General features: G+C 64.0%; 15 protein-coding genes. 12 read left to right on the forward strand and 3 right to left on the reverse strand.

The window, feature by feature from the left end; all coding sequences use genetic code 11:
* Positions 1–41: 41 nt before the first annotated feature.
* From THIVI_RS00155 to THIVI_RS00210, 12 genes are all read left to right on the forward strand, one after another.
* Positions 42–1,355, forward strand: a complete 1,314-nt coding sequence (locus THIVI_RS00155; RefSeq protein WP_014776628.1) for a paraquat-inducible protein A — start codon at positions 42–44, stop codon at positions 1,353–1,355.
* Positions 1,306–3,015: a PqiB family protein gene (locus THIVI_RS00160; RefSeq protein ID WP_014776629.1), complete on the forward strand. Its 1,710-nt coding sequence runs from the start codon at positions 1,306–1,308 to the stop codon at positions 3,013–3,015. The genes THIVI_RS00155 and THIVI_RS00160 overlap by 50 nt, the downstream gene beginning before the upstream one ends.
* A complete protein-coding gene (locus THIVI_RS00165; RefSeq protein ID WP_014776630.1) occupies positions 3,012–3,641 on the forward strand; it encodes a PqiC family protein in 630 nt (209 codons plus the stop codon). Before THIVI_RS00160 ends, THIVI_RS00165 begins: the two co-directional genes overlap by 4 nt.
* Positions 3,642–3,945: 304 nt before the next feature.
* Positions 3,946–4,260 (forward strand): HesB/IscA family protein, encoded by a 315-nt coding sequence (locus tag THIVI_RS00170; RefSeq protein WP_014776631.1) that lies wholly within the window; start codon positions 3,946–3,948, stop codon positions 4,258–4,260.
* Positions 4,261–4,311: 51 nt separating this feature from the next.
* Positions 4,312–5,427 carry a hypothetical protein gene (locus THIVI_RS00175; protein WP_014776632.1) on the forward strand — a complete coding sequence of 372 codons (1,116 nt, stop codon included), beginning with the start codon at positions 4,312–4,314 and terminating at the stop codon, positions 5,425–5,427.
* A 5-nt stretch (positions 5,428–5,432) separates the two neighbouring features.
* The gene (locus tag THIVI_RS00180; RefSeq protein ID WP_014776633.1) at positions 5,433–6,122 is read left to right on the forward strand and encodes a response regulator transcription factor; all 690 of its coding nucleotides are present in this window, start codon (positions 5,433–5,435) and stop codon (positions 6,120–6,122) included.
* Positions 6,123–6,128: 6 nt separating this feature from the next.
* Positions 6,129–7,292, forward strand: coding sequence for an ATP-binding protein (locus THIVI_RS00185; protein WP_014776634.1), 1,164 nt, complete (start codon positions 6,129–6,131; stop codon positions 7,290–7,292).
* A 271-nt stretch (positions 7,293–7,563) separates the two neighbouring features.
* Complete coding sequence (locus THIVI_RS22385) at positions 7,564–8,358, forward strand: EF-hand domain-containing protein (RefSeq protein WP_052314916.1); 795 nt, start codon at positions 7,564–7,566, stop codon at positions 8,356–8,358.
* A 453-nt stretch (positions 8,359–8,811) separates the two neighbouring features.
* Entirely contained in the window at positions 8,812–10,920 is a 2,109-nt protein-coding gene (locus THIVI_RS00195; RefSeq protein WP_014776636.1) for a methyl-accepting chemotaxis protein, read from the forward strand.
* 4 nt (positions 10,921–10,924) lie between these two features.
* Positions 10,925–11,608, forward strand: coding sequence for a TorF family putative porin (locus tag THIVI_RS00200; RefSeq protein WP_014776637.1), 684 nt, complete (start codon positions 10,925–10,927; stop codon positions 11,606–11,608).
* Positions 11,609–11,686: 78 nt separating this feature from the next.
* Complete coding sequence (locus THIVI_RS00205; RefSeq protein ID WP_014776638.1) at positions 11,687–15,220, forward strand: ABC transporter substrate-binding protein; 3,534 nt, start codon at positions 11,687–11,689, stop codon at positions 15,218–15,220.
* The gene (locus tag THIVI_RS00210; RefSeq protein ID WP_014776639.1) at positions 15,217–17,445 is read left to right on the forward strand and encodes a putative bifunctional diguanylate cyclase/phosphodiesterase; all 2,229 of its coding nucleotides are present in this window, start codon (positions 15,217–15,219) and stop codon (positions 17,443–17,445) included. Before THIVI_RS00205 ends, THIVI_RS00210 begins: the two co-directional genes overlap by 4 nt.
* A 186-nt stretch (positions 17,446–17,631) precedes the next feature.
* On the opposite strand, the gene THIVI_RS00215 is transcribed toward THIVI_RS00210, so the two are convergent.
* From THIVI_RS00215 to THIVI_RS00230, 3 genes are all read right to left on the reverse strand, one after another.
* Positions 17,632–20,838 carry an efflux RND transporter permease subunit gene (locus tag THIVI_RS00215; protein WP_014776641.1) on the reverse strand — a complete coding sequence of 1,069 codons (3,207 nt, stop codon included), beginning with the start codon at positions 20,836–20,838 and terminating at the stop codon, positions 17,632–17,634.
* Positions 20,835–22,016, reverse strand: a complete 1,182-nt coding sequence (locus tag THIVI_RS00220) for an efflux RND transporter periplasmic adaptor subunit (protein WP_014776642.1) — start codon at positions 22,014–22,016, stop codon at positions 20,835–20,837. The genes THIVI_RS00215 and THIVI_RS00220 overlap by 4 nt, the downstream gene beginning before the upstream one ends.
* Before the next feature lie 582 nt (positions 22,017–22,598).
* The gene (locus THIVI_RS00230; RefSeq protein WP_014776643.1) at positions 22,599–24,761 is read right to left on the reverse strand and encodes a cyanophycin synthetase; all 2,163 of its coding nucleotides are present in this window, start codon (positions 24,759–24,761) and stop codon (positions 22,599–22,601) included.
* Positions 24,762–24,860: the final 99 nt, after the last annotated feature.

Consider the following 24,860-nt stretch of genomic DNA (forward strand, 5'->3'; position numbering starts at 1 on the left):
CACGTTCATTGCTCGCGCTTGCGAGCATGAGATGACATCGGATGACCCAGGACACCCTGACCGAATGTCTCGAATGCGGCCTGCTTCAACGCAATCCGGCCTTGCCGCCCGGAGGTGTCTCGGAGTGCGCCCGCTGCGGCTGCGTCCTGCATCGTGACCGACCGGATAGTCTGAATCGCACCCTAGCGCTGACGATTGCCGGGTTCGTACTCTTCATCGTCGCCAATGCGTTCCCGTTCCTGTCGTTCGAGATGCAGGGACAGTCGACCCAGACGACCCTCCTGACGGGCGTGATGGATCTCTACCAGGGCGGTAACTGGTTCATCGCCGCCGTGGTGCTCTTTACCAGCGCCCTGGCGCCAGGGTTGCAGTTGGTGCTACTGCTGGCGGTGCTGATTCCGCTTGCGCTGGGGCACATGCCGCCCTGGCTGCCGCGTCTCTATCGCTGGGTACGAACCCTGGCGCCCTGGGGCATGATGGATGTCTTCATGCTCGGGATTCTGGTCTCGGTGGTGAAGCTGTCGGAGATGGCAACCATCGTTCCGGGTGCCTCGCTCTTTGCCTTTGGCGCGCTGATTCTGATTCTGGCGGCGGCGCAGGCGGCCCTGGATCCGGATCTGGTGTGGTCGCGGGTGCCTTTGAAGATCGACCCTTCGCGACCGGTGCGACCCGGCGACGATCATCTCGTCTGCGATGTCTGCGAATTGGTGATGCACCGCTCGGATGCCGTGCGGGATCATCGCTCCTTCGGCCTCGCGCTGAACCGCCTCCCGCGGTGTCCGCGTTGCGCGGACGTGCTGCACCGGCGCAAGCCGCACACTCTTCAGCGCACTTGGGCGCTGGTGGCGGCGGCGATTGCGTTCTATCTCCCGGCGAATCTGCTGCCGATCATGACGATGACCTCGCTCGGTTACGTTCAATCGGATACCATTTTCAGCGGCGTACTCTTTCTGCTGGACTATGGCCTGTGGCCACTGGCGCTCGTCGTCTTCATCGCCAGCGTGGTCGTGCCGCTCCTGAAACTGTTGATCCTGGTCTTTCTGCTGCTGTCGGTGCACTGGCGCTCGCACTGGCGTCCGCGCGAGCGCACCCGGCTTTATCGTGTCCTGGAGCTGATCGGGCGCTGGTCCATGGTGGATATCTTCGTGGTCACCATCCTGGTGGCGCTGGTGCGGCTGGGACATCTGGCGAGCGTTCAGGCGGAGGCGGGCGCCATCTTCTTTTGCGCGGTCGTGGTCGTCACCATGCTCGCGTCCATGTCCTTCGATCCCAGACTGATCTGGGATGTCCTGGAGCGGGAGCCGCATGTCAGAAACCCCGAGCGATCGCACCGCCTCGCCACCGGCGTCCCTTGACGCGCCCTCCGAGCCGCTCCCCGAGGCACTCGTCCGGCGCGGCGGGGTTTCGCTGGTCTGGCTGATTCCGCTGCTGGCGCTGGCGATCGGCGTCTGGCTGGCCGTCAAGACCCTCGCGGAACAGGGGCCGACCATCCACATCGAATTCAAGACCGCCTCGGGGCTTGCCGCGGGGCAAACCAAGGTCAAATTCAAGGATGTGGAGGTGGGGCAGGTGACTGCCGTCGATGTCAGCGCGGATCTCAAGACCGTGATCGTCACCGCCGAACTCAAGCATGTCTTCGCGGATTTTCTGACCGAGAAAACCCGTTTCTGGGTCGAGCGTCCGCGCGTCTCGGCGAGCGGAATTTCGGGCTTGGAGACCCTGTTGTCCGGCGCCTTTATTGCTCTGGATCCGGTCACCGACGGACGGCCGAGACGGGATTTCACAGGACTCGAAGAACCGCCGCTGTTCACGACCTCGGAGCCGGGCCGGCGTTTCGTGCTGCGCGCGCCGACCCTGGGATCGCTCAACATCGGCTCGCCGGTCTATTATCGTCAGATCCAGGTGGGGCAGGTGGCCGGCTATGCGCTGGATGCGGATGGCCAGGCGGTCAGCATCGAGGTGTTCGTCTCCTCGCCGCACGATGCGCTGGTGTCCCCCCGAACCCGGTTCTGGAACGCGAGCGGGATCGATTTCTCGCTGAGTTCCGCCGGAGTCAAGGTCGATACGCTCTCGCTCCTGTCGGTGCTGATTGGCGGCGTCTCCTTCGATACCCCCGAGACCATCGCCGCGACTCCGCTCGGGGCCAGCGATCAGGCGCTGGCGCCCGGCGAAGACGCGGGGCATTTCATGCTGTATTCGAGTCGCGCGGAGGCCTACGCCAAGACCTATGCGCGCAAGGAGCGGTATCTGCTCTTTTTCGATGGCTCGGTACGCGGGCTCGCCATCGGCGCGCCGGTGCTGCTGAAGGGCATCGATCTGGGCAGGGTGCTGGATGTCCAGCTTCAGTTCAGCGTCGAGGATGCGCAATTCCGTCTCCCGGTGCTGATCGAGATCGAACCCGACCGCATCGCGATCCTGGGCGATTCCGGCAAACTTGAGGGGCAGCGGATGGTGGAACGGTTGGTCGAGACCGGGTTGCGGGGGCAGCTCAAATCCAGCAGCCTGTTGACCGGAGAGCTGTATGTCGATCTCGATGTCTATCCCGAGGCCAAGCCCGCGCGGGTCGCGCGCCATGGCGACTACGGGGTGATCCCGACGCTCCCGGCACAGTTGGAGGCGCTGACGACCCAGCTCGCCAACATTCTGGACAAGCTCGAGCGCCTCCCGCTCGACCGGATCGGCGAGGAACTGAGTCAGACGGTGGCGGGCGCCAACGCTCTGATCAACTCGCCCGAACTCAAGCGGACGCTGGTCGAACTCGAAGGCGCGCTGGTCGGCGCGCGCGCGACCGCCGAGCAACTCAACGACCGGATCGCGCCGGAACTGGCCTTGACGCTCCAACAAACCGCCGCCACGCTCAAGGCGACGAGCGCGACGATTTCGGAGAATTCGGCCGTCTCGATCGAGATGCGCCGCATGTTTCAGGAAGTCTCCACGGCGGCGCGCTCGGTTCGGTTGATGGCCGATTATCTGGAACGTCATCCCGAGGCGCTGCTCAAGGGGAAGGGCCGATGAGTCCGAGGTTGCCGTGGCGAACCCTGGTCGTTCTGGCGGTGCTGAATCTTGGCGGGTGCGCGAGTACGCCGCCGTCCAGTTTCTATCTCCTGTCCGTCTTATCGGCCATGGACGGACCGCCGACCCCTGCGGACAGCGAACTGGCGATCGGATTGGGTCCGGTGTCCTTTCCGGTCTTTCTGGATCGGCCGCAGATCGTGACCCAGACGGGTGGAAATCGTCTCGCGGTCGACGAGTTCCATCGTTGGGGCGGGACGCTGCAGGATGATTTCATGCGGGTCTGGAGCGAAAACCTGGCACGTTTGCTCGGTACCAGCCGCATTCTGATCTTGCCGAGCGAGGTGCGCTATCCGCTCGATGTCAGGATCGCCGCCGAGGTTCTGGCCTTCCAGGGAACCGCCGACGCTCAGGCTTTGCTCAAGGTGCGCTGGGTCGTCCTCGACCCCAATCTCGATCGGGTGCTGGCCGTGCGCGAGAGCCGCTACCAGCGTCCGCTGGCCGCGCCAAAAGACGAAAACGCACTGATTGCCGCCCTGAGCGCGACGCTGGCCGATTTCAGCCGGGAGGTGGCGACGCTGGCGCGGGATCTTCCCAAGCAGGCGCCGGCGTTCGATGAAAAGAGATAAGGCGATTTCCGGGAAAGTTTCTACCGGAATCAACGCTTTCAATGGACAGGATTCACAGGATTTTTCAAGATTGACAGTCTCTCCGTGGGTAGGTTGTTGTCAGGAGATCACCTAAGAAACCGTTCGTGGTGAGGCACTCGAACCACGAACGGTTTCGCGCTCCGAGGCGGCGGATGTTCTCCCTTTTTCTTTCGTGGACGTTGATCGAGGGCATGCCGCACAAGCGGCGCGGTCCAAAACTCGCATCAGAAGGTTTAAACTGACGAGAGTTTCGACGCGAATAGCCAACAGGTAAAGGTCTGAGATGTTCAAACTCACAGCAGCAGCCGCCGAACAGGTTCTCAAGGCGGCGAGTCAGGGTGGCGCCGAGGGTTTGTCGCTGCGACTGGCCGCCGTCCGGCAGCCGGATGGCGGGATCGATTATCGCATGGGGTTCGACGAACTCACCGAGGACGACATTCGGATGAACTGCGCGGGCGTCGATGTTGTCATGACCCTCGAACAGGTTCCCTTGCTGGATCAGGCGACCATGGATTATGTCGAGATCGAACCGGGCCAGTTTCATTTCATCTTTCTCAATCCGAAAGACCCGAACTTCAAGCCGCCGATCGAGGACTAGCGATGCGTTCTTCAACCACCGCCAGGCGGTTCGCCCGGGCGTCCTGATCCGATGGATCTCACTCCCGAGGATCGCCTCCGGCTCAACGTCCTGCTCGCCAACCAACCCCAGGCGATCCGCATCGACGAGTGCCGGATGCTTGTCCAGGGGCTTGGTCCCCAGGGCGAAGCGACCATTCGGCTCAATCCCAATACCCGCCCGGAGCCGTATCTGCGCCGGGTGCGGGAGTTGCTTTCCGGGCATGTCCTGGGCTCGCCCGGCGGCTATCCCATTTATCTGCGACGCTGGACCCGAATGGGCCAGATGCGTGACGACAGCCTCGCGCAACTGCTGCTGCTCGGCGAGCCCGAGGCGGTGGTCGCCGCCGTCTGCGCGCCTGGACTCAGCGAGGAATTGGCGCGACGCGCCTGGTGGGCGATGGAGGACGCCGGCAATGCCCGCCGCATGCTCGCCAATCCAGCCATCGTCCGCAGCGCCATGGGTCGGGTGCTTGCCGATTATCTGATGGAATACCTGCCGTTCGAGACCGAAAGCGAGGCGATCGTCGAATCGGTTCGGCTGATGCTGCAGCCGGGTCTGCTCGACGCGGAACGGCGGGGCGATCTCTGGCGCAAGTCCGCTCGCAAGCATGCCTATCTGGTCGGGTTTCTCCAGGCATTGCCGGACGATCTCCCGGAACCGCCGCCCGCGCGCGCGTTGGCGGAGACTGTCCGTGACTTGGTGGAGCAACACGATACCGTCGCGGCTTTGCTCCAGCGCGCGTGTTCGGGGCAGGGTCAGGCGTTTCTCAAGACAGTCGGGGACGTGCTCGCCAAGCCGCCCAGTCAGGAGATCGTGCTCGCCGCCTTCGCCTGTCTGCGCGCGTATTTCGCCCCGTTGCGCCCGGGGGGCGATCCCGATCTCGCGCTCGACGCCCTGCTCGCGGACGCCGGACAATTCGTCGATGCGGACGCCCCGGACGCACGGGTCGCCGGGATTCTGCGGCGGATACCGGCCCTGGCCCCCGAGATCGCGGCCATGCGGTTTCTCTCCGGCGTGGGCTATGGCCTGATCCGGCCCATTCTGTCCGACTCCACCACGCTGGGCAGTCTCATGCGCCGCAAGCTCGCCCCCGTCATCGATCCGATCCGCGAGCGTCTGGACGCCTTGCGTCGTCCGACGGATTGAGTTCGATGCACAAGGTTCTGCTGGTCGACGACGATCTGGGTCTGAGCGCGCTGCTGAAGAAATACCTCGAAGGGGAGGGGTTTCAGGTCGATGCCGTCCAGGATGGCGAGGCCGGCGTGTCGCGGGCGCTGGATGGCGACTATGCCATCGTCGTCCTGGATGTCATGTTGCCCCTGCTCGACGGGCTTGAGGCGTTGCGCCGAATCCGTCAAACGAGTCAGATCCCGGTGCTGATGCTGACCGGTCGTGGCGATGATCTGGATCGCGTCGTGGGACTGGAGCTGGGGGCTGACGACTATGTTCCAAAGCCCTGTACGCCCCGTGAGCTGGTGGCTCGGTTGCGATCCATCCTGCGACGTGTTTCCACGGCTGGCCAGGTCGATACGGTGCGCGCGACCCTGAGCGCCGGTCCTCTGACCCTGTGGCCGGAACGTCGTCGCGCCGAATGGCAGGGACAGCCGCTTGAACTCACCAGCACCGAATTCAATCTGCTGGAAGTACTGGCGCGTCATGCCGGCCACATCGTCGGCAAGGAGATCCTGTCGGAACAGGGGCTGGGTCGCCCCCTGGCGCGTTATGACCGCAGCATCGACGTTCATCTGAGCAGTATTCGCCAGAAGCTCGGCGCCCTGCCGAGCGGTCGCTCCTGGATTCAGAGCGTTCGCGGCATGGGCTATCAGTTGGTCAGGGAATAATCCGGCGTGGGCCGTCTGTTCTGGAAATTCTTTCTCGCCTTCCTTCTGGCTCAGGGACTTGCCGCGCTGGCGCTGTTTCTGACCATTGGCGTATTCGAGGATTCCTGGGAACCGCGTCCACCGCCGCCACACGCCATGTCGCATGTCTGGCAAGCGGACAATGACGCGATGGATTTTCCATGGGGAGCAGATTCTCCCGGCTCGCCGCCCTGGGCTCCAGGTTTTGCACCTCCGTCGCCCCCAGGACCGCCACCACCGCCGCCCTATCTGCCGATGCTCGCCATCCTGCTCGGTTGTCTGGCGGCCAGCGCCCTGCTGGCCTGGTATTTCGCCAAGCCGGTTCGCAATCTGCGTTGGGCGCTGGGTGCGGTGGCCGAGGGTCGACTGGAGACGCGAATCCAGTCGCGGATGGGTCGCCGCCGCGACGAAATCGCCGACCTGGGCCGCGACTTCGACCGTATGGCGCTGGAATTGCAACGCCTTGTGGAGTCGCAGCGCCAACTCCTTCACGATGTCTCGCATGAGTTACGTTCGCCGCTGGCCCGTCTCCAGGCCGCGATCGGACTGGCCCGTCAGGATCCCCGTCAGATCGAGATGACGTTCGACCGCATCGAATGCGAGTCCACGCGGCTGGCGACCCTAGTCGGCGAACTCCTGACCCTTGCGCGACTGGAGTCCGGGCGTGACGAGACGCCCGCGAGGTCGCTCGATCTGGTCGAACTGCTCGCGGACATCGCCGAGGACGCCCGCTTCGAGGCGCGTTCCAATGGACGGGATCTGCATTTTTCAGGCAGTGGCGAGCGGTTTGTCCTGGGGCGGGCGGAGCCATTGCATCGCGCTTTCGAGAATGTTCTGCGCAACGCCGTGAAATATACCTGTCCGGGTTCGACGGTGGAGGTCGCGCTGGATGGCGCGGACTCCGGTCACGTCTGCGTCAGCGTCCGCGATCATGGACCTGGGGTCTTGCCGCGCGAACTGGAAACGATCTTCCAACCCTTTCACCGGGGACATCGGAATGCGGCCACGGAGGGTTTCGGTCTGGGATTGGCCATCGCGCGTCGCGCCATTCAATCCCATCAGGGGACGATCCTGGCCTCGCTGCCCGAGGATGGCGGACTCCGTGTCGAGATCCGCCTGCCGCTGCAACCGCAGCCGGAGATCCTCGGATAGATTCATGCGATCTGCTCGATTGACGTGAACTGTCCGCCGATGGCATCGACGCACTTGAATCTTTACCCACTTTTACCTTGGCGAGTGCCCATCTTGTCCGAGAAAAGCCGATACTTTGACTCAGCAGCAGACCGCCCGGAAGACGGGCGGTTGTGGTCGTTTCATCCATGAGGAGTGTGACATGAGCGCGATCAGCGGGATCGGTAGTCTTTCGTCGATGACATACGGGGCAGGGGCCAGGAGCAACGTGCGGCCACCCGATCCCGCCACCATGGCGAAAAACCTGCTTTCCGACCTGGATTCCGACGGCAATGGGACGCTCGCCGCGTCGGAGCTTCAGGCGGCCATCGAGAAGATGTCTTCGGCGAATGGGGATTCCTCGGTTGCAAGCACCGACGAGGTCTTCTCGGCAATCGATGCGGACGAGGATGGCGAGGTCACGGAGTCCGAGCTAACAAATACCCTCCAGACACTCGCCGACAGCATCGGTTTCGCTCAAGGCATGGGCGGTGGACCGGGTGGCAGTGAAAACGATATCGGGTTCACCGAGGAAGAGTTGACGAGCCAACTGGCCACACTCAATGAAGCGGATTCATTGACTGATGAGGAGACGGCGCGCGCCGAACTCTTGACCAATGTTCTGAGCCAGTTCGAGACGGCGGACGCCGATGACGATGGGCGCGTGACGTTTCAGGAAGCGATGACGCTGGAACAATCCAGCGAGGACGCGGCCACGGCAAACGCCCAAGGTATGACGGGGGGACCGGCTGGGCCGGGAGGTCCGGGTGGGCCAGGCGGTCCGGGAGGCATGGGTGGGCCGCCGCCCTCGGAGGAGAGCGAATCCGATGCGAGCCAGATCATCGCCGCGGCCGATACCGACGAGGATGGAACGGTCAGCATGGAGGAGTTCCTCGCCTACAGCCAGTCGCAGGCATCCTCCTCGGAGGCTACCGATGACGGCGCAACAAACAGCACCGCCGTGATGCGGACGATCATGCAGTTGATGCAGAGCTATGGATCGACGGATCAGACCAATCAGACGAGCCAGATGTCCGTTTCCGCATAGCCCTGACGCAAGAGGATAATCGTCTCCATCGAATTGAAAAGTCAGCGTCTCGCCGATCTCCCGCAAACTGGATCTCGGCGAGCGCCGACTCCCCGCACGCGCGGTCGCGCGCGACCAGTCCGACGCGCCATCCCGCGCTGGCTAGCACGGGCGCCGTCGCCTTGCCCAAGCCCGAGTTGACCGGTGACGAGGTCGGTTCTTGGTTGTGGTTTCATCATGTTGTTTACCGCTCAGAAATTGGTTACGCAGGCAAATTAAGATGCCGCATGGAGCATGATTCTGACGTCTACGGGGACATCGCTCTGCGGTACCGCGCATTAACGTCTCCTTCATCATCCGCTGATATGCTCACGGAATCCCGTTTAGGCAAGGCCGCTTGATCGGACACAAGCGACCGATCCTCCAGCACGCTGACGTTCCGTGCTGGAGCTTCCTCCACGAGATTACTCCGACATGCGAACCCTCAGTCTGCGTCTGAAACTGCTGCTGGTCACCGGGACCATCCTGGTGCTCACGGCGGGCATGATCATCGCGGCGGCCACCCTGATCTTCCGCGACTCGATCCAGACTGCCAGCGCTTCCATGACCGCCAACCTCTCGCAACAGGCCGCCGAGATCATGAGCGAGACGGCGCTTGGCACCAGCCAGGAAATCCGCCGGCTGCTGGCCGTGACTCTGGCGAGCGCCTCGGTCCTGCAACGGCAGATCACGAGTTCGGCCGTCACCGCGAGCAGCGAGACGCCGCCCTACGAGCGGGAACAGCTCAAACGGCTGGTCCTCAATACGTTACAAAGCAACCCGTTCATTAGTTCCGTCTACGCGCAATTCGAACCGAATGGGTATGACGGCAGGGACAGCGAGCATGCCGGCAATCTGTCCCATAGCTCCCCGACCGGCACCATCGAGATCTATTTCGTGCGCGAAGGCGACGCGCTCGTCTTTCATGAGACCCTGGATCCGAGCGAGAAGTATAAGGAAACGCTCAACGACTACGGCCAGCGCGAGGCCGAGTGGTATCTCTGCCCGAAGGAACGTCAACAGATCTGTATCACGGATCCCTACCTCTACGAAATCAGAGAAGGATACGAGGAGTTGATGACGAGCCTAACCCTGCCGCTCGTCGTCGCGGGGCAATTCATCGGCGTCGTCGGCATGGACATCAACCTTTCGGCCCTCCAGTCCGCCACCAAGACCATTTCCCAACGGCTGTTTCACGGCAAGGGCGATCTGACCCTGGTTAGTCACGGGGGGCTGATTGCCGCCTCGTCGCATTTTCCCGATCAGATCGGTAAGCGCCTGAAGGATGTCGCTCCGGACCTAGCGACCGCCAGTGCGACAACCGGCTACAGCACCAGCGGCGACCGCTGGCTGCATAGCCTACCGATTGCGATTGCAAACGCGACCTGGACCCTCTCGATCGCGGTTCCGCAAGCGGAGGTTCTCGCCGCCGCCAATGCCCTGGAGAACGAACTGCAGGCCGATGCCCGCGCGGCGACCGCCAAGCTGGCGGCGGGGGCCGCGGTCATGACCGTGCTTGGGCTCTTAGTCATGGTGATCCTGATGCGGACCATCACGCAACCGCTGGGGCAGCTTGCCCAAGGTATGCGAACCTTGGCCTCGTCGGAAGGCGATCTGACCGCCAAGGTCATGGTGCATCATCACGTCGAACTGATCGATCTGAGCAAGAGCATCAATCGCTTCGTCGACAAACTGCGCCAGATGATCTTGGTCATGAAGGAGCAAAGTCGGACCCTGTCCGGGCATTCTGCCGACTTAGGCGACTATGCCTGCCAAGTCGGGCAGGCCACCGCGACCCAGAATACGCAGATCGATAGCGTCGCGACCGCCATGACCCAGATGTCGAGCACTGCCAATGAAGTGGCGAATCTCGCCCACCAGACGGCGGAGGCGTCGCGCGAGGCGGCGGAGCACATCGACCAGACCCAGCAGGCGCTCAACGGCACCAAGGACAAGGTGGGACTGCTCTCGCGCTCGGTCGATGAAGCGTCCAGCCAGATGCGTCAGGTCGCCGAGCGCAGCCGGGCGATCGATGGGATACTGGAGACGATCCGCGAAATCGCCGGACGCACCAATCTGCTGGCGCTCAACGCGGCGATCGAGGCCGCGCGGGCGGGCGAACAGGGGCGGGGTTTCGCCGTGGTCGCCGAGGAAGTCCGTCACCTGGCCACACGCACCCAGGACTCGACCAAGGATGTGGACGAACTGATCAAGGGACTTCAGGGCGACGTGAAACAGGCGGAGCAACTGCTCGACAGCAGCCGTGGCGAGATGGAGCAGACCCTGACTTTCACGCATCGTAGCGCGGAACTGCTTGATCGCGCCGTCCTGGATGTCAAGCGGATTGACAGCCATGCCCTGCAGGTGGCCACCGCCGCCGAGGAACAGAGTCAGGTCAGCGAGCATATCAATCGCAGCATCACCGCCATCGGCGATGCCGCTCGGGATTTGGCGCATCTGGCGCAGGTTTCCGAGGCGGCGGCCCAGGCAACTCATGGCGCCATCCAGACGCTCGACGATCAGCTCAATCTGCTCAAGGCATGAATGCATGAAGACGAAAACCCTGCTCGCGTTGGCCGTCGCCGGCTTGACGAATACGGCTCAGGCGGACTGGTCCGCGACCTTCACCGGCGCGAGCGATTATCTTTTCAATGGCGTGACGCAAACCGATCATCAACCGGCGGCGCAGGCGAGTTTGGACTGGTCCGGAGCAGCGGGAATCTACGCGGGCACCTGGGCCTCGAATGTCGATTTTGGCGATGACACCACTGCGGAAGTGGACGTCTACCTCGGGTATACCGTCGAATATCGCCCCGGCTATTCGATCGATACTGGTGTTGCCCTCTATACCTATCATGGCGGCAGCGACAGCTCGGAGACCAATTATTCCGAGGTCTATCTCAAACTGGGCATCGCCGGTTTCAACCTGAATACCTGGTATAGCCACGATTATTCCGGTCTGGATGTCGGGCACGTCGTGGTCATGCTGCAAAAGGATTTCACAATCAACGACCGCTGGACCATTGCGACACAGCTTGACCGGTCGACCAGTCTCGATGCCGATCGCTTCGCCTGGGATGGGGATCGGGATCACTATCTTCACTGGCAGGTCATGAATCGAACCACCTACGCCGGTTTCGATGTCGCGCTTGGCGTGAGCGGCACGACGTTGAGCGACGCGGCTGGCGATACCGTGCTCTTGTTCACCGTCGGTCGAACGTTTCTTTTTTAACGGTCAGCCGTCTTTAACGGTCAACCGTCGAGCCCTGACGCGGGCTCCTCGAACGGCGAACCGATCAGAGCCCCCCGCGTGATTCGCATCCAGTCGTTTCTGCTGTTCTCGCTTCTGCTTGCCGTGTCCGCGGCGGGAGCGGTTAACGCGCCTCTTCGGAAGGTCTCCCTGCAACTTTCATGGATGCATCAATTCGAGTTTGCCGGTTTTTACGCAGCGAAGGAGCAGGGTTACTACGCAGAGGCCGGACTGGATGTCGAATTTTTCGAGTACGAGGCGGGCATTGATCCGACGCAGGAGGTGATCGACGGCAAAAAAACCTTTGGGGTCACTGGATCCGACCTTGTCAGCCGCCGGTTACAGGGCGCCCCGGTGCTGCTGCTATCCAACTATTTCAAGCGTTCGCCGCTGGCCATCGTCGCCAAACCCGAGATTCGGATCCCGAGCGATTTGAAGGGTAAAGGTTTCATGGTCGAGACCAGGGAGCTCGATAGCGTTAGTTTTTCGACCATGTTTCGACAATTCGGACTGACCGGGACGGACCTGAAGATCGTCCCGCACAGCTTTGATACGCAGGATTTCATTGCCGGCAAGGTCGATGCGATGTCGGTTTTCCTGACCAACGATCTCTTTGAGCTTCAGCAGGCGGGGGTGCCCTACAACATCATCGATCCGAGCCATTACGGTGGCGAGGCCGATGACATCAATCTCTTGACGAGCGAGTCCTATGCCAGCGCCAACCCCGAGATTGTCCGGGCCTTCAGGCAGGCCAGCGACCGTGGCTGGGTCTATGCCCTGGCGCATCCCGAGGACATCATCGATCTCATTTTGCGTCAATATGACTCGCGAGGGAAAACCCGCGCCGCGCTGGAATTCGAGGCGCGGGAAACCGCCAGAGTCATGCTGCCGAAGGTCTATCCGGTGGGCAGCATCGATCCGAACAAACTGCGGCGGATCGGGGAAACCATGGTCCAGGCGGGAGAAGCCACCTCTCTCGACCGGCTGGAGGGCATGATCTTCGAGCCCACGGGAACCGATGGCGACGCCAAATCCGCCGCGACGCTCGCGCTGACCGAGGCCGAGCGCGCCTTTCTCCAGGCCCATCCGGTGGTGCGTGTCAGCAATCAACTCGACTGGCCGCCCTACGATTTTTTCGAGAACGGAATGCCGCGGGGCTATTCGGTCGACCTGATGAACCTGCTGGCGGCGCGGATCGGCGTGACCCTCGAGTTCGTGCAGGGCGCGAACTGGGACGAACTGGTCGATTGGTTTTGTGCCCGCAGGATCGACCTGCTGCATCCCTCCGATAAGCCACGAGAGGTGCTGGACTGTGGGAGTTTCTCGCCGCCGATCATCCAGGTCGCCAATCAGTTTCTGACCCGCAAGGATCGCCCGGCGGTCCATTCCATTGCCGATCTGTTCGGTTCCGTGGCGGCCTCTCCCAAAGGATGGGAGCAGACCGAACTGCTGAAACGACGCTTCGGCGACAAATTCAGGATCATCGAGACGGACAACATCGGGGAGGCGATCGATGCGGTGAACCAGGGGCGGGCCGACTTTACCACTGACTTTGCCAACGTCCTGAACTATCACATTGCCCGCTCGGGCTACGTCAACCTGAAAGTTCAGGGGGTGTGGAACCGGGAAGACAGGGGCGAGGAGTACGCCGCGCTCCATATCGCGACCCGCAAGGACTGGCCGACGTTTCAGACGATCATCGACAAGGCGCTGGCGTCGCTGCCGCCGGGCGAACTGCGGATCTTGCAGGACAAGTGGTTTGGCGAGACGGGCGGCCAGGCGGCCCGCCTCACTCTTTCCCCCGAGCAGCGCGACTATCTCCGTCGCAAGGGTTCGCTCAGAATGTGCGTCGATCCCGCCTGGATGCCTGCGGAACGCATCACCGAGGATGGCGTCCACGAAGGCATCATCGCCGATGTGTTCGCCCGTCTCGCCGAGATGCTTGAAACGAACATCGTGCTGACGCCAACCGCGAACTGGGAGGAATCCCTCGCCTATGCCAAGGAGCGACGCTGCGATCTCTTGTCCGGGGCGATCTCGACACCCTCACGTCAAACCTTCCTGGACTTTACGACGCCCTATCTCTCGTTCCGCTCCGTGATCGCGACCCAGACCCAGCAGGTGTTCATCAACGATTTCGAGTCCGTCCTGGGCGAAACCTTCGGCATCGTCCGGGGCTATGCCCTGATCGACGCCTTACAGGCGCGCTATCCCGGTATCCGTCTGCGGGAAGTCGCCAATACCGAGGACGGATTCAGGCAGGTTCAGGAGGGCAGGGTGTTCGGATTTATCGACGCGCTGCCGACGATTGCCTATCGCATTCAGACTCAGGCGCTCTTCGACATGAAAATCGCCGGACAACTGGAGGATAGTCAGAATCTCTCCTGGAATCTGTCCATCGCCACCCGCGGCGACGAGCCGTTACTACAGGAGATTTTTCAGTCCGCGATCAATGCCTTCCCCCAAGAGCAGCGTCAGGAAATCGTCAATCGCTGGCTCTCGACCCACTACGAGAAGGTGTTCGATTATGTCCTGATGTGGAAAATCGTCGCCGGGGTCGTCGGCATTGCCGGGGCCATGCTGTGGGCGGTACTGGTCTGGAATCGGCGGCTGGCGAAGCTCAACCGGGAACTCGGGCTGGCGCGTGCGCACATCGCCACGCAGAATTACGGACTGGAACAGCGCGTGGCCGAACGCACGCACGATCTACGCGAGACCCTGGCGCAACTGGAACGCGCGCAGACCGATCTGGTACAGTCGGAAAAGCTGGCGGCGCTGGGCGATCTGGTGGCCGGCATTGCGCATGAATTGAATACGCCGATCGGCAACGCCGTCATGCTGGCCAGCACCCTGGCCGACCAGGAGTTCAACTTTAGGGAGCAGATGGCGGCGGGGCTGAGCCGTGCCGCCCTGCAACGCTTTGTCGACGCCGTGCGCGACAACAGCGAGATTCTGCTGCGCAGTCTTCAACGCGCGGCGGAGCTGATCGGCAGTTTCAAGCAGGTGGCCGTCGACCAGGCAAGTTATCAGCGTCGCAACTTCGCGTTGGAGGAGGTGACGCGGGAGATCGCCCTCACCCTTCATCCGCGCCTGCGGCATTCGCCCGCAACCCTGGACGTGAGCGTCGCGCCGGATCTGTGGCTGGACAGCTTCCCCGGGCCGCTTGGCCAGGTTCTGATGAATCTGATCCAGAACGCGCTGCTGCATGCCTTCGAGGGACGCGCGGCGGGCCAGATTCGTATCGAAAGCCGCCCTGCCGCTCCCGGTCACGTCGGCATCCGGATCAGCGACGACGGCTGCGGGATCGACCCGGCCAATCTGGGCCGGATTTTCGATCCCTTTTTCACCACCCGGCTGGGTCAGGGCGGCAGCGGACTGGGACTGCATATCGTCTACAATCTGGTGACGGGGCTGCTCGGCGGCACGATCACGGTCCAGAGCGTCCCTGGCCAGGGCACCGCGTTCGACATCGAATTGCCCTCGATCGCGCCACTCGCTATGGTGGGAGCTGCCACCGCGAGCGGAGCGGGGCGCGAACCCCGCCGCGCGACCGGACCGGCCTTTCACGATCCGTCGCATAGGATAAGCGCATGAGCGATGTTCCTTCCCTGGATGACGACGATATCGTCCAGTTCATCGATGACCCTTCGGACCGGGCACCTGCCGCATCGGTCGAGCCCTGGCGCATCCTGATCGTCGACGACGAGGCCGATGTCCATGAGGCGACCCTGCTGACCTTGCGCGACCTGACGATCGAGGGCCGTCCGCTGGCCTTTCTCCATGCCTACTCCGCGCGGGAAGCCTACGCCATCCTCGCGCGCGACCAGGCGCTGGCGGTCATTCTGCTGGACGTGGTCATGGAGTCCGAGGACGCCGGACTGCAACTCGTCCGGCGGATTCGCGACGAACTCCACAACCAGTCCGTCCGCATCATCCTGCGCACGGGACAACCCGGTTATGCGCCGGAGATCGAGACCATTCGCGCCTATGACATCAACGATTACCGCACCAAATCCGAGCTGACGCGGGTCCGCCTCTTTACTAGCCTGACCGTGGCGATCCGCTCCTATTGGCAGATCCGCCAGATCGAGCTGAGCCGGCGCGGTCTGGAACTCATCGTCGCGGCCAGCACCGGCCTGAACCGTCTTCGCGCCCTTCAACAGTTTGCCGAAGGGGTGGTCACTCAAGTCTGCGCCCTGCTCAATATCGCCCCGGAGGGTCTGATCTGCGCCTCGTCCGCCGGTGCGCTCACCGACGGGGGGGAGCCGCTGGTCATCGCTGCCGCCGGGCGTTATCGGGAGACGATCCATCGTCCCCTGCGGGGATTGCCCGAAGCGCCGGTCCGCGACGCCCTGCAACAGTGCCTGTTGGAAAAGCGGCACCTTTTCACGCACGGCATTTGTCTGTATTTCAATGTCAGCGAGACGCGGGACATGGCGGCCTATCTCAAGATTGCGCGCGAACCCTGCCCGATGGATCGCCATCTGCTAGAAGTGTTCTGCGCCAACGTCTCGGTCGGCTTCGAGAACGTTCTGCTGCACAGCCAGCTTTTCGATCTCGCCTATCACGACCAATTATTGCGTCTGCCCAACCGCAACCGGTTCATTCAACTCCTTGAGGAAAAGTGCACCGATCCGGACATGACGCTGGCGCTGCTGGATCTCGACGATTTCGCCGAGATCGCCCTCGCGCTCGACCATCGTTTTGGCGATCTGGTGCTCCAGGCGGTGGCCGACCGGCTGGGGCAAACCTTTGGACCGCGCGTCATTCTGGCCCGGGTCGCCGGCGATGCCTTTGGTCTGCTCGGACCGCGGGACGATCTCAATCCGGACCGTCTTCAGCAGGTGTTTGCCGGCCCCCTGACGGTGCAAGGCGAGACGATCCGCATTTCGGCCACCAGCAGCCTGATCCGGTTGAACGGAAACCCGGCTCGGGGCGGTGAACTGCTCAAGGACGCCAGCATCGCGCTCAAGCAGGGCAAGCGGTTCGGTCGCGGCAAGGCGAGCTATTTTTCGGATGCCCTCGGCCACGCAGCGCGCGAGCGGATGCGGATGCTGACCGACTTGCGCGCCGCCTTCTCCGCCGAGCGGCTCTCGCTCGCTTTCCAGCCCCAGATCGATCTGGCCAGCGGCAGGCCGGTCGGCGCCGAGGCGCTGCTGCGCTGGGAAACCGACGAGGGACAGTGGATTCCCCCGGACCAATTCATCCCGCTCGCCGAACAGTCAGGCCTGATCGTGCCGCTCGGCGAATGGGTGCTCCGGACCGCCTGTCAGCAGCTTCGCCGCCTGACCGAACTGGGACATGCGGGATTTCGGATGGCGATCAATGTCTCGCACGCGCAGTTTCGCGAACCGGGCTTTGTCCCCATGCTGGAGCGCGTGCTCGCCGACTGCCAGGTTGCCGCCGCGCAGGTCGAGCTGGAATTGACCGAGTCGATCGCCATGGAGCAAATCGACGCGATCACCGCCAAATTGGCCGAGATTCGGCGTCTTGGCGTCGCGATCGCCATCGACGATTTTGGCACCGGCTATTCTTCGTTGAGCGTGCTCAGGCAGCTTAAGGTCGACCGCCTGAAGATCGACCGCGCCTTTGTGCACGAACTGGAGCCATCGAATCCCGAGAGCGGTATCGCGCAGCTCATTGTCGCCCTGGGGCATCAGTGCAACCTCATCATGATCGCCGAAGGGGTGGAAACCGAGGCGCAGCGCCGTTGCCTGCTGACGATGGGCTGTCAGGAGGCTCAGGGGTATTTGTTCGCCCGGCCCATGCCGATCAGGCAACTGGAAGACTGGATGGCGGAAGCCATCGCTTCGGGTTGACGGTGAAGCGCTCTTTTCTCGTTAGTCGCATATTCGCTGGCCTGGAAAAATTCGATCAGCTGGCGCTCGGCATGCTGCTCGAGGAGTCCAGCGACGATCTCGGGCTGATGCGTGATCAGTCGCAGCCCATGCGCTTCCAGGCTCATGCCGCCACCCCGCGCCCGCGCCAACGCAAGGCCAGATCGGTCAGGAGCCCGGTGCTGGCGCCTCGGAGCGCGCTTCGCTCCGCGCGGGAAGCGCTGCCGCCGCGGGCCGATCGAGCATCCAGTCCCACAACCGCCCCATCCGCCGATGCAGGCTCTCGTGCAATGACAGCAGGGCCGGCGTAAAGATCAGCACCAGGATGGTGGAAAAGCTGACGCCAAAGGCGAGCGAGACCGCCATCGGAATCAAAAATTGCGCCTGTAGACTGGTCTCGAAGATCAGCGGTCCCAGACCGACCACGGTGGTCGCCGAGGTCAGCAGCATCGCCCGCAGGCGCGAGGTAGCGGCCTCGACCAGCGCCTCGTCGACCTCCATCCCGGTCTCGCGCAGTTCGTGATACATGCTGACCAGGATGATGGCGTTATTGACCACGATGCCGGACAGCCCGAACAGACCGAACAGCGACAGCAGGGTCAGATCCAGCCCGAGCAGCCAGTGTCCGGTAATCGCCCCGACCAGACCCAACGGGATCGCGGTCATGACCACCAACGGCCAGCCCCAGCTCGAAAAGACCGCGGCCAGGATCAGATAGATCAGCCCCAGTCCCAGCATCAGCCCGAGACGCATGTCGCCCAGGGTCTCGCGCTGATCGGCGGCGCGGCCCTCGAAGCTGTATTCGATCCCGTATTCATCGGCGAGCTTGGGCAGCAGTTCGCGCTCCAGCGCCTCGCGCACATTATCTGGGGTGCTCAGGGCGCGGTTGATGTCCGCCGAGACCTCGACTGCCAAACGTCCGCCGGCGTGACGCAGCGTCTCGAACCCACGCCGGGACTCCCAACGGGCGACCGTGGCGAGCGGGACGAAGGCGCCGTCCGGGGCACGGATCAGCAGTTGTTCCAGCGCGTCGAGCCGGGTGCGCTCGGCGCGCGGGAGCAGGACGCGGACCTCCAACTCGTCCTGTCCGACCTGGACCAGTTGCGCCAGATGCCCGTCGAAGGCGGCGCGCAGTTGCCGTCCCAGCAGCTCGGTGGTCAGACCGAGCGCCTGTCCCGCCGGGGTCAGGCGGTAGATCAACTGCTCGCGTCCGAAGGGCATGTCGTCGAGCATGTCCGAGACGCCGGGGACGCTCTCCAGACTCTGCGCCAGTTCCAGCGCCGCGGCCTTGAGACGGGTAGCGTCGTCGCCGGTCAGCCGCACCGTGAGATCGCGTCCCGGCGGTCCGGCGCGGTTCGAGGAGATGACCAGGTTTTCCAGCCCGGCCGGCATCCGGATCGCCTTGCGCCAGGCGGCGAGAAAGGTCTCGTTGCGGACCTCGCGCCGCTCGGAGGGCACGAGTTGCAGCAGGATCGCGGCCAGTTGATCGCCCTTGGCCCCGGCGCCGGCCTCCACCGCGACCGTGCTGCCCAGACGGGCGACCGCCGCCTCGACCAGGTTGCCGCCGAGCGTTTGTTCAGTCTCGCGCAATGCCCGTTCCATTTCGCCGAGGAAGGCCGCGCTCTGCTCGCGCGGGGTGCCGGCGACGAAGGTCGCATTGGCGAAGACGATCTGCGATTCGGGGGTCGGGAAGAAGACGAACTGGATGCGCCCGCCAGCGAGCAGCCCGACCGCTAGCAGCATCAGCACCGCCACCGCGCTGACGGTGACGCCGCGCCAGCGCACCGCCGCGGTCACCAGCGGTCGGTAGAGACCATCGCGAAAATGATCGAAGCCGGCATTCACCCGCTGGCGCCAGCGCGGAATCGTCGCCTCGGCGTGATGAGCGAAGGCAGCGCGTAGGTGGGCCGGCATGATCAGGAAGACCTCCAGCAGCGAGGCGAGCAGGACCATCATGGCGACGAAAGGAATGTCGCCCAGGATGTTGCCCATGATGCCGCCGACCACCATCAGCGGCAGGAAGGCGGCCACCGTGGTCAGGGCCGAGGCGACCACCGGCCAGAACATGCGTCGCGCGCCAGCGATCGCGGCATCGGCGGGCGCCAGACCGGCGCGAAACCGCGCCTCGGCATGCTCGCCGATCACGATGGCGTCGTCGTCGATGATGCCGAGCGTCAGCAGCAGTCCGAACAGACTGATCATGTTGATGGTGCCGCCAAAGGCCCAGAGCAGGGTCAGCGCGGCCAGATAGGCGGTCGGGATGCCCATCGCGACCCAGAAGGCCACCCGTCCGGGCAGAAAGAGAAAGAGCAGCAGCAGCACCAGGGTGAAGCCCTGGAGACCGTTGCGGATCAGCAGGTCGATGCGGTCCCGGATCGGTTCCCATTGGGCGTCGAAGATGGTGAGTTCGAGCGCGGGCGGGAGCGTGGGGCGGGTGTCCGCGAGCCATTCCTCGAAGATCCGCGCGGCAGTCAGCGAGTTGCCGTTCTCGGCGCGCTGGACCAGGATCTCCACCGTGGCGGGGGCGTTGTCGCGGTTCGTTTCCGAGGTGTCGTCCAGGGCGATCTCGGTCAGTTGCAGACTGGCGGGACGCGCCTCGCGCACGATGGTCGCCACGTCGCCCAGGCGCACCAGGCCGCGCTCGTCGCTGACGATCGCCAGATCCTCGAAGTCCACCGGATCGCGGCGCTGCTCCAGACTGCGCAGTTCGCGCGCGCCGTCGGCGTCGCCGGCGAGGCCGGAGGGGAGGTCGCGGGCGAGTCGGGAGACCTGTTCGCCGATGCCATCCAGCGAGAGTTCCAGGCTTTCCAGGGTCCGCCCCGACACCTCGATGGCGATGCGTTCCTCGGGCAGTCCGCTGATGTCGATCCGGTCGATCCCGCGCGCCAGGAGTTCGCGCTCGAACTGACGCACCCAGGGGCGCAGATCGGCGAGACTGGGACCCGAGACCAACAGTCGCGCCACCGAATCGTAGCGCGAGACCCAACTGATCTGCGGGGTTTCGGCGTCCTGGGGCAGGTTGCGGAACTCGGACACGCGCTGGCGCGTCTGGTCCAGCGCGAGCAGCGGATCGGTGTCCTCCTGCAACTCCAGCGACAGACTGGCGATGCCCTGGGCGGCGGTCGAGGTGATTTTTTTCAGCCCGTCGATGGTTTTCAGCCGTTCTTCCAGCGGGATCAGGATGCCGTTTTCCACGTCCTCCGCCGCCGCCCCGCTCCAGACCACCCGTACCGAGATGATGTCCAGCGCGAAGGTCGGAAAAAACTGGATGTTCATCCGGGTCAGACTGATCCCGCCCAGGATGAAGATCATGACCATCAATAGGTTGGCGAGCAGTCGGTGACGGGCGAAGACCGCGATCAAGCCGTCGTTCACTGGATGGTCTCCACCTTGAGGCTGTCGAGCGCATTGGGGAGATGCGTGACCATCACCGGCGTCCCCGGCGTCAGCTCGGGCGCGCGGACCAGCACCTGTCCCGCCTCGGTCGTGTCGCCGCCGAATTCGCCAATCCGCTCGACCGCGATCCCGCGCAGCCGGCCGTCGTCCACCGCGAAGATACGGTCGCCGCCATGCAGCGCCGAGAAGGGCAGGGCGACGGTATCGGGCGCCGGCGGGCGTTCCAGACGTAGATTGACGAAGGCGCCCAGCGGGAGGTCGGCGCCGGCGTCGAGCCGCAGCAGGGCGTCGACCCCGCGCGCGTCGGCCTCGCCGGCGAGTCGCTCCAGCACCGCCGTCAGGTCTTTACCGGCATGCTGGCCGCGGGCGGTCAGGCGTTCGCCGGCGTTCAGCGCCCGGCGCAGTTCCTCGCCATAGGCGCCTGGGATCTTGGCGCGCAGATAGAGTCCGTCGAGCGGGACGATCGTGAGAATGGTCTGATTGGCCTGAAGCTGATCGCCGGCCGCCGCCTCGACCGCGCCGATGCGTGCCGCGAAGGGGGCCAGGATCTCGCCGCGCGCGGCATCGCGTTCGGCCTCGGCCAGCGTCGCCTTCAGCGACGCGAGCCGGGACGGGTGTTCGGCGATCGACTGCTCGCGCAATGTCACCGCGAGCCGTGCCCGCGCGAGTTGTTCGCGCGCCTCGTCGACGCTGGAGATGGAGCCCAGCTTTTTGGACTGCACCGTATCGGCGCGCGTGACCGCGGCATCGGCCAGCCGCAGCAGCTCGCGTTCCTGTTCCAGCGCCTCGGTGTCGTGGGTCAGACGCAGGCGTTCCTTTTCGACCTCGGCGCGCGCCTTGAGCCGGCGCGGCTCAAGATCGCGCGGATCGAGCCGCGCCAGCACCGCCCCGGCTTCGACCAACTCACCGTCGCGCACGCGCACCTCCAGCAGCCGTCCCGCCACCGGGGCGGCGGCGCGCACCCGATCCGGCGCCTCCACGCGACCGAACAGCGAGAGGATAGGGCGGTGATCCGCCGGCGTGGCCGCAGTGACCGCGACCCGCCAGATGCGCTCCGTCGGCACCACGGGGTTGGGGGTTGGGCGGGTTTCCTTGAGGGCGAAAAAGCCGCCAAGACCGGCGAGCAGGATGATGAACGGGAGAATACGGCGCGGCATTGTGGTGAGTCGTTGGATGAATGAAAGGGATGGCCGCGGGTGGAACCTCGGCTTTTTACTGGGTGCAGCCTAATTGAGGGCGAGAATCTCGAAAATCATCCAAATCCATGATCGCCCACCTCAGGGCACAACGTCGGTGTTCAACCCCCGCCCAATGCAGCGATCCGAGAAACGATGCGGACATGGTGTCTCGATAATCGCGTAGCTATGGAGACGGCCGAGCCGAAAGCGAACGACAGCGGAGAAACGCCCCTGTTGACACCCGATGCTCCATGCTTAAATTCACGAGGAACCAGTCATCCCCCATGCATAGCCTAGGCTCAAAGTTCCTCTTCGCGGGGACCATCTTCTCCAGCTCCTTTCTGCTGTTTCTGGTCCAGCCGCTGATCGCCAAGCAAATCCTGCCCTGGTTCGGGGGATCGGCGGCGGTCTGGTCGGTCTGCATGGTGTTCTTCCAGGTCACGCTTCTGGGTGGCTACGCCTATGCGGACTGGATCTCCCGCCACCTGAGCGCACGCCGCCAGGTGCATGTCATCCTGCTCGTGCTCAGTCTGACTCTGCTTGGGATCCCAGGCCCCGTGATTACCTGCTGTGGCTTGGTGACGGTGGAATCGTCATCAGCCCAGCGCGTATCTCGTCCAGAGACAACCCCAGCCCCCAGGCCGTGGCAACCGCGGCCAGGATTGGCTGGATCTGGGGCTCCTCCCGCCCTTGCTCGATCCAGACAACCTGTCCCAGCGGCAAGAGTGACTCCACCGCATCGCCCGTCGCGAGGACGATCAAGTCATCCCGCTCCAACACGGCTCGGCCAATCCCCGGAGTCACCGACGGGGTCTCCGGGTCACTGGCAAACCAGATCACGGCACCTCGACAGGATTCCGCCATCCCGACCGCAAGGGGATCATCCGCATTGAGGACGCAGCAGCCGTCCGGGGCGACTGCCTCCACGATACAACGCTTGACTCGCACCAGGTCATCCAGCGTCTCGATCCCGGGTTGTCCCAGGGAGAGTGTCTGACCGACCTGGTTGACAACACCGACGCGGCAGCGGTCGAAACCCAGCCCCTCGCGCCGGATGGAGCCAGCCGCCAATGCCAGGACCGCCGCGTCCAGTCGCGGGTGCATCAGCAAGGTGCGCGCCGCCTCGGGGCCGGAGCCGTCACGCGGATCGATGCAGCGGTTGCCGATCTCGATGCCCTCACGAGTGGCCAAGCCCACCAGATCGCCCCGACTCTGGATCAGGTGGGCGATGAGCCGTGCGGTCGCGTCGGCGCCGCTGGCCCCAGTGACCGCGATCAGCGGAATGCGGCTGTCGGTATCCTCGGGAAACAACAGGTCCACGACGGCCTCGCCCACCGGGCGCGGTTGACCGGCGGAGGGTTCCAGGTGCATGCGCAGTCCCGGACCGGCATTGACCTCCACCACGGCACCGCCCTGTTCTTCCAGGGGGCACGCGATATCGGCGGCCAGGATGTCGATTCCCGCCAGATCCAGGCCCACCATCCGCGCCGCTTCCAGCGCCTGGGCGGCGACTGCCGGGTGGACCTGATCGGTCACGTCCACGGCGGTGCCGCCGGTGCTGAGATTGGCGTTGCGGCGTAGCAGCACCCGCTGCCCGGCGGCGGGGATTGACTCCGAGGTCAGACCCTGCTCGGCGAGCATCGCGAGCGCGATCGCGTCCAGCTCGATCAGACTCAGCATGGTGGCATGACCGGCGCTGCGGCGCGGATCGCGATTGGTCGCGTCGATCAACTCCTGAATCGAGGAGCGCCCGTCGCCGACGACCTGGGCGGGTTCTCGCAGCGCGGCGGCGATCAGACGCCCGCCCACGACCAGCAAACGATGATCCGCCCCTGGGATATAGCGTTCGCAGAGGATGGACGAACCTTCTTCCCGGGCGGCGGCAAAGGCTGCCGCGATTGGCTCGCGGCCGATCAGGTTGGCGGTGACGCCACGGCCGTGGTTGCCATAGCGCGGCTTCACGACGACCGGTGCGCCCAACGCCTGGGCGAACCGCCAGGCATCCTCCGCGCTCGTCACCGGCTGGCCCTCGGGGACCGGCACCCCGACCGCGCGCAGCAGCATCCGGGTCAATTCCTTATCCTGCGCGATGGCTTCGGCGATGGCGCTGGTGCGGTCGGTCTCGGCGGTCCAGGCGCGGCGCTGGCGGCGACCCCAGCCTAGTTGCAGCAAATTCTCGGATCCCACGCGTCGGACGGGAATGCCGCGGGCGCGGGCGGCATTGGCGATGGCGGCGGTGCTGGGACCGAGCCGAACCTCATGGCAGAGGTCGCGCAGACGCTCCAGCTCAGCCGTCACCTCGAATGGGGCGTCGTGGATGGCGGCGAGGATCAACTCGTGGGCCACTGCGATCGCGGCTAGGCCCAAGGCTTCTTCCTCGTACTCGATGGCGACTTTATAGACTCCCTCCTCCTCGGTTTCGCGGGCGCGACCATAGCCCACCGGGGTGCCGGCCAGGGTTTGCAGTTCCAGGGAGACATGCTCCAGGATATGCGCCATGTAGGTGCCCCGGTCCAGCCGCTGAAAGAAGCCGCCCCGTTCGCCGACGCTGCAACGGTGCTCGATCAGCGACGGTAGCCAGGACTTGAGCCGATCATTGAATCCCGGAATCTCCTCGGACGAGGTGTCTCTGATTTCACCCAGGTCCAGTCGCAGTTCGATGACCGGGAAATGAGCCCAGATGTTGGGGCCCCGCAAAACCCATTGATGTTGGATGGTCAGCATTGGAGTTCCTGATGCGCCGTCAGACGGCGCGGTTGGTTAGGCGTTTTCCGGAAAAATCCTGTTAATCTTGTCCCTTTCCCGACGAAACCGCCTTTCGGC

Origin of the sequence: Thiocystis violascens DSM 198 (genome assembly GCF_000227745.2) — a bacterium.
Lineage (GTDB): Bacteria > Pseudomonadota > Gammaproteobacteria > Chromatiales > Chromatiaceae > Chromatium > Chromatium violascens.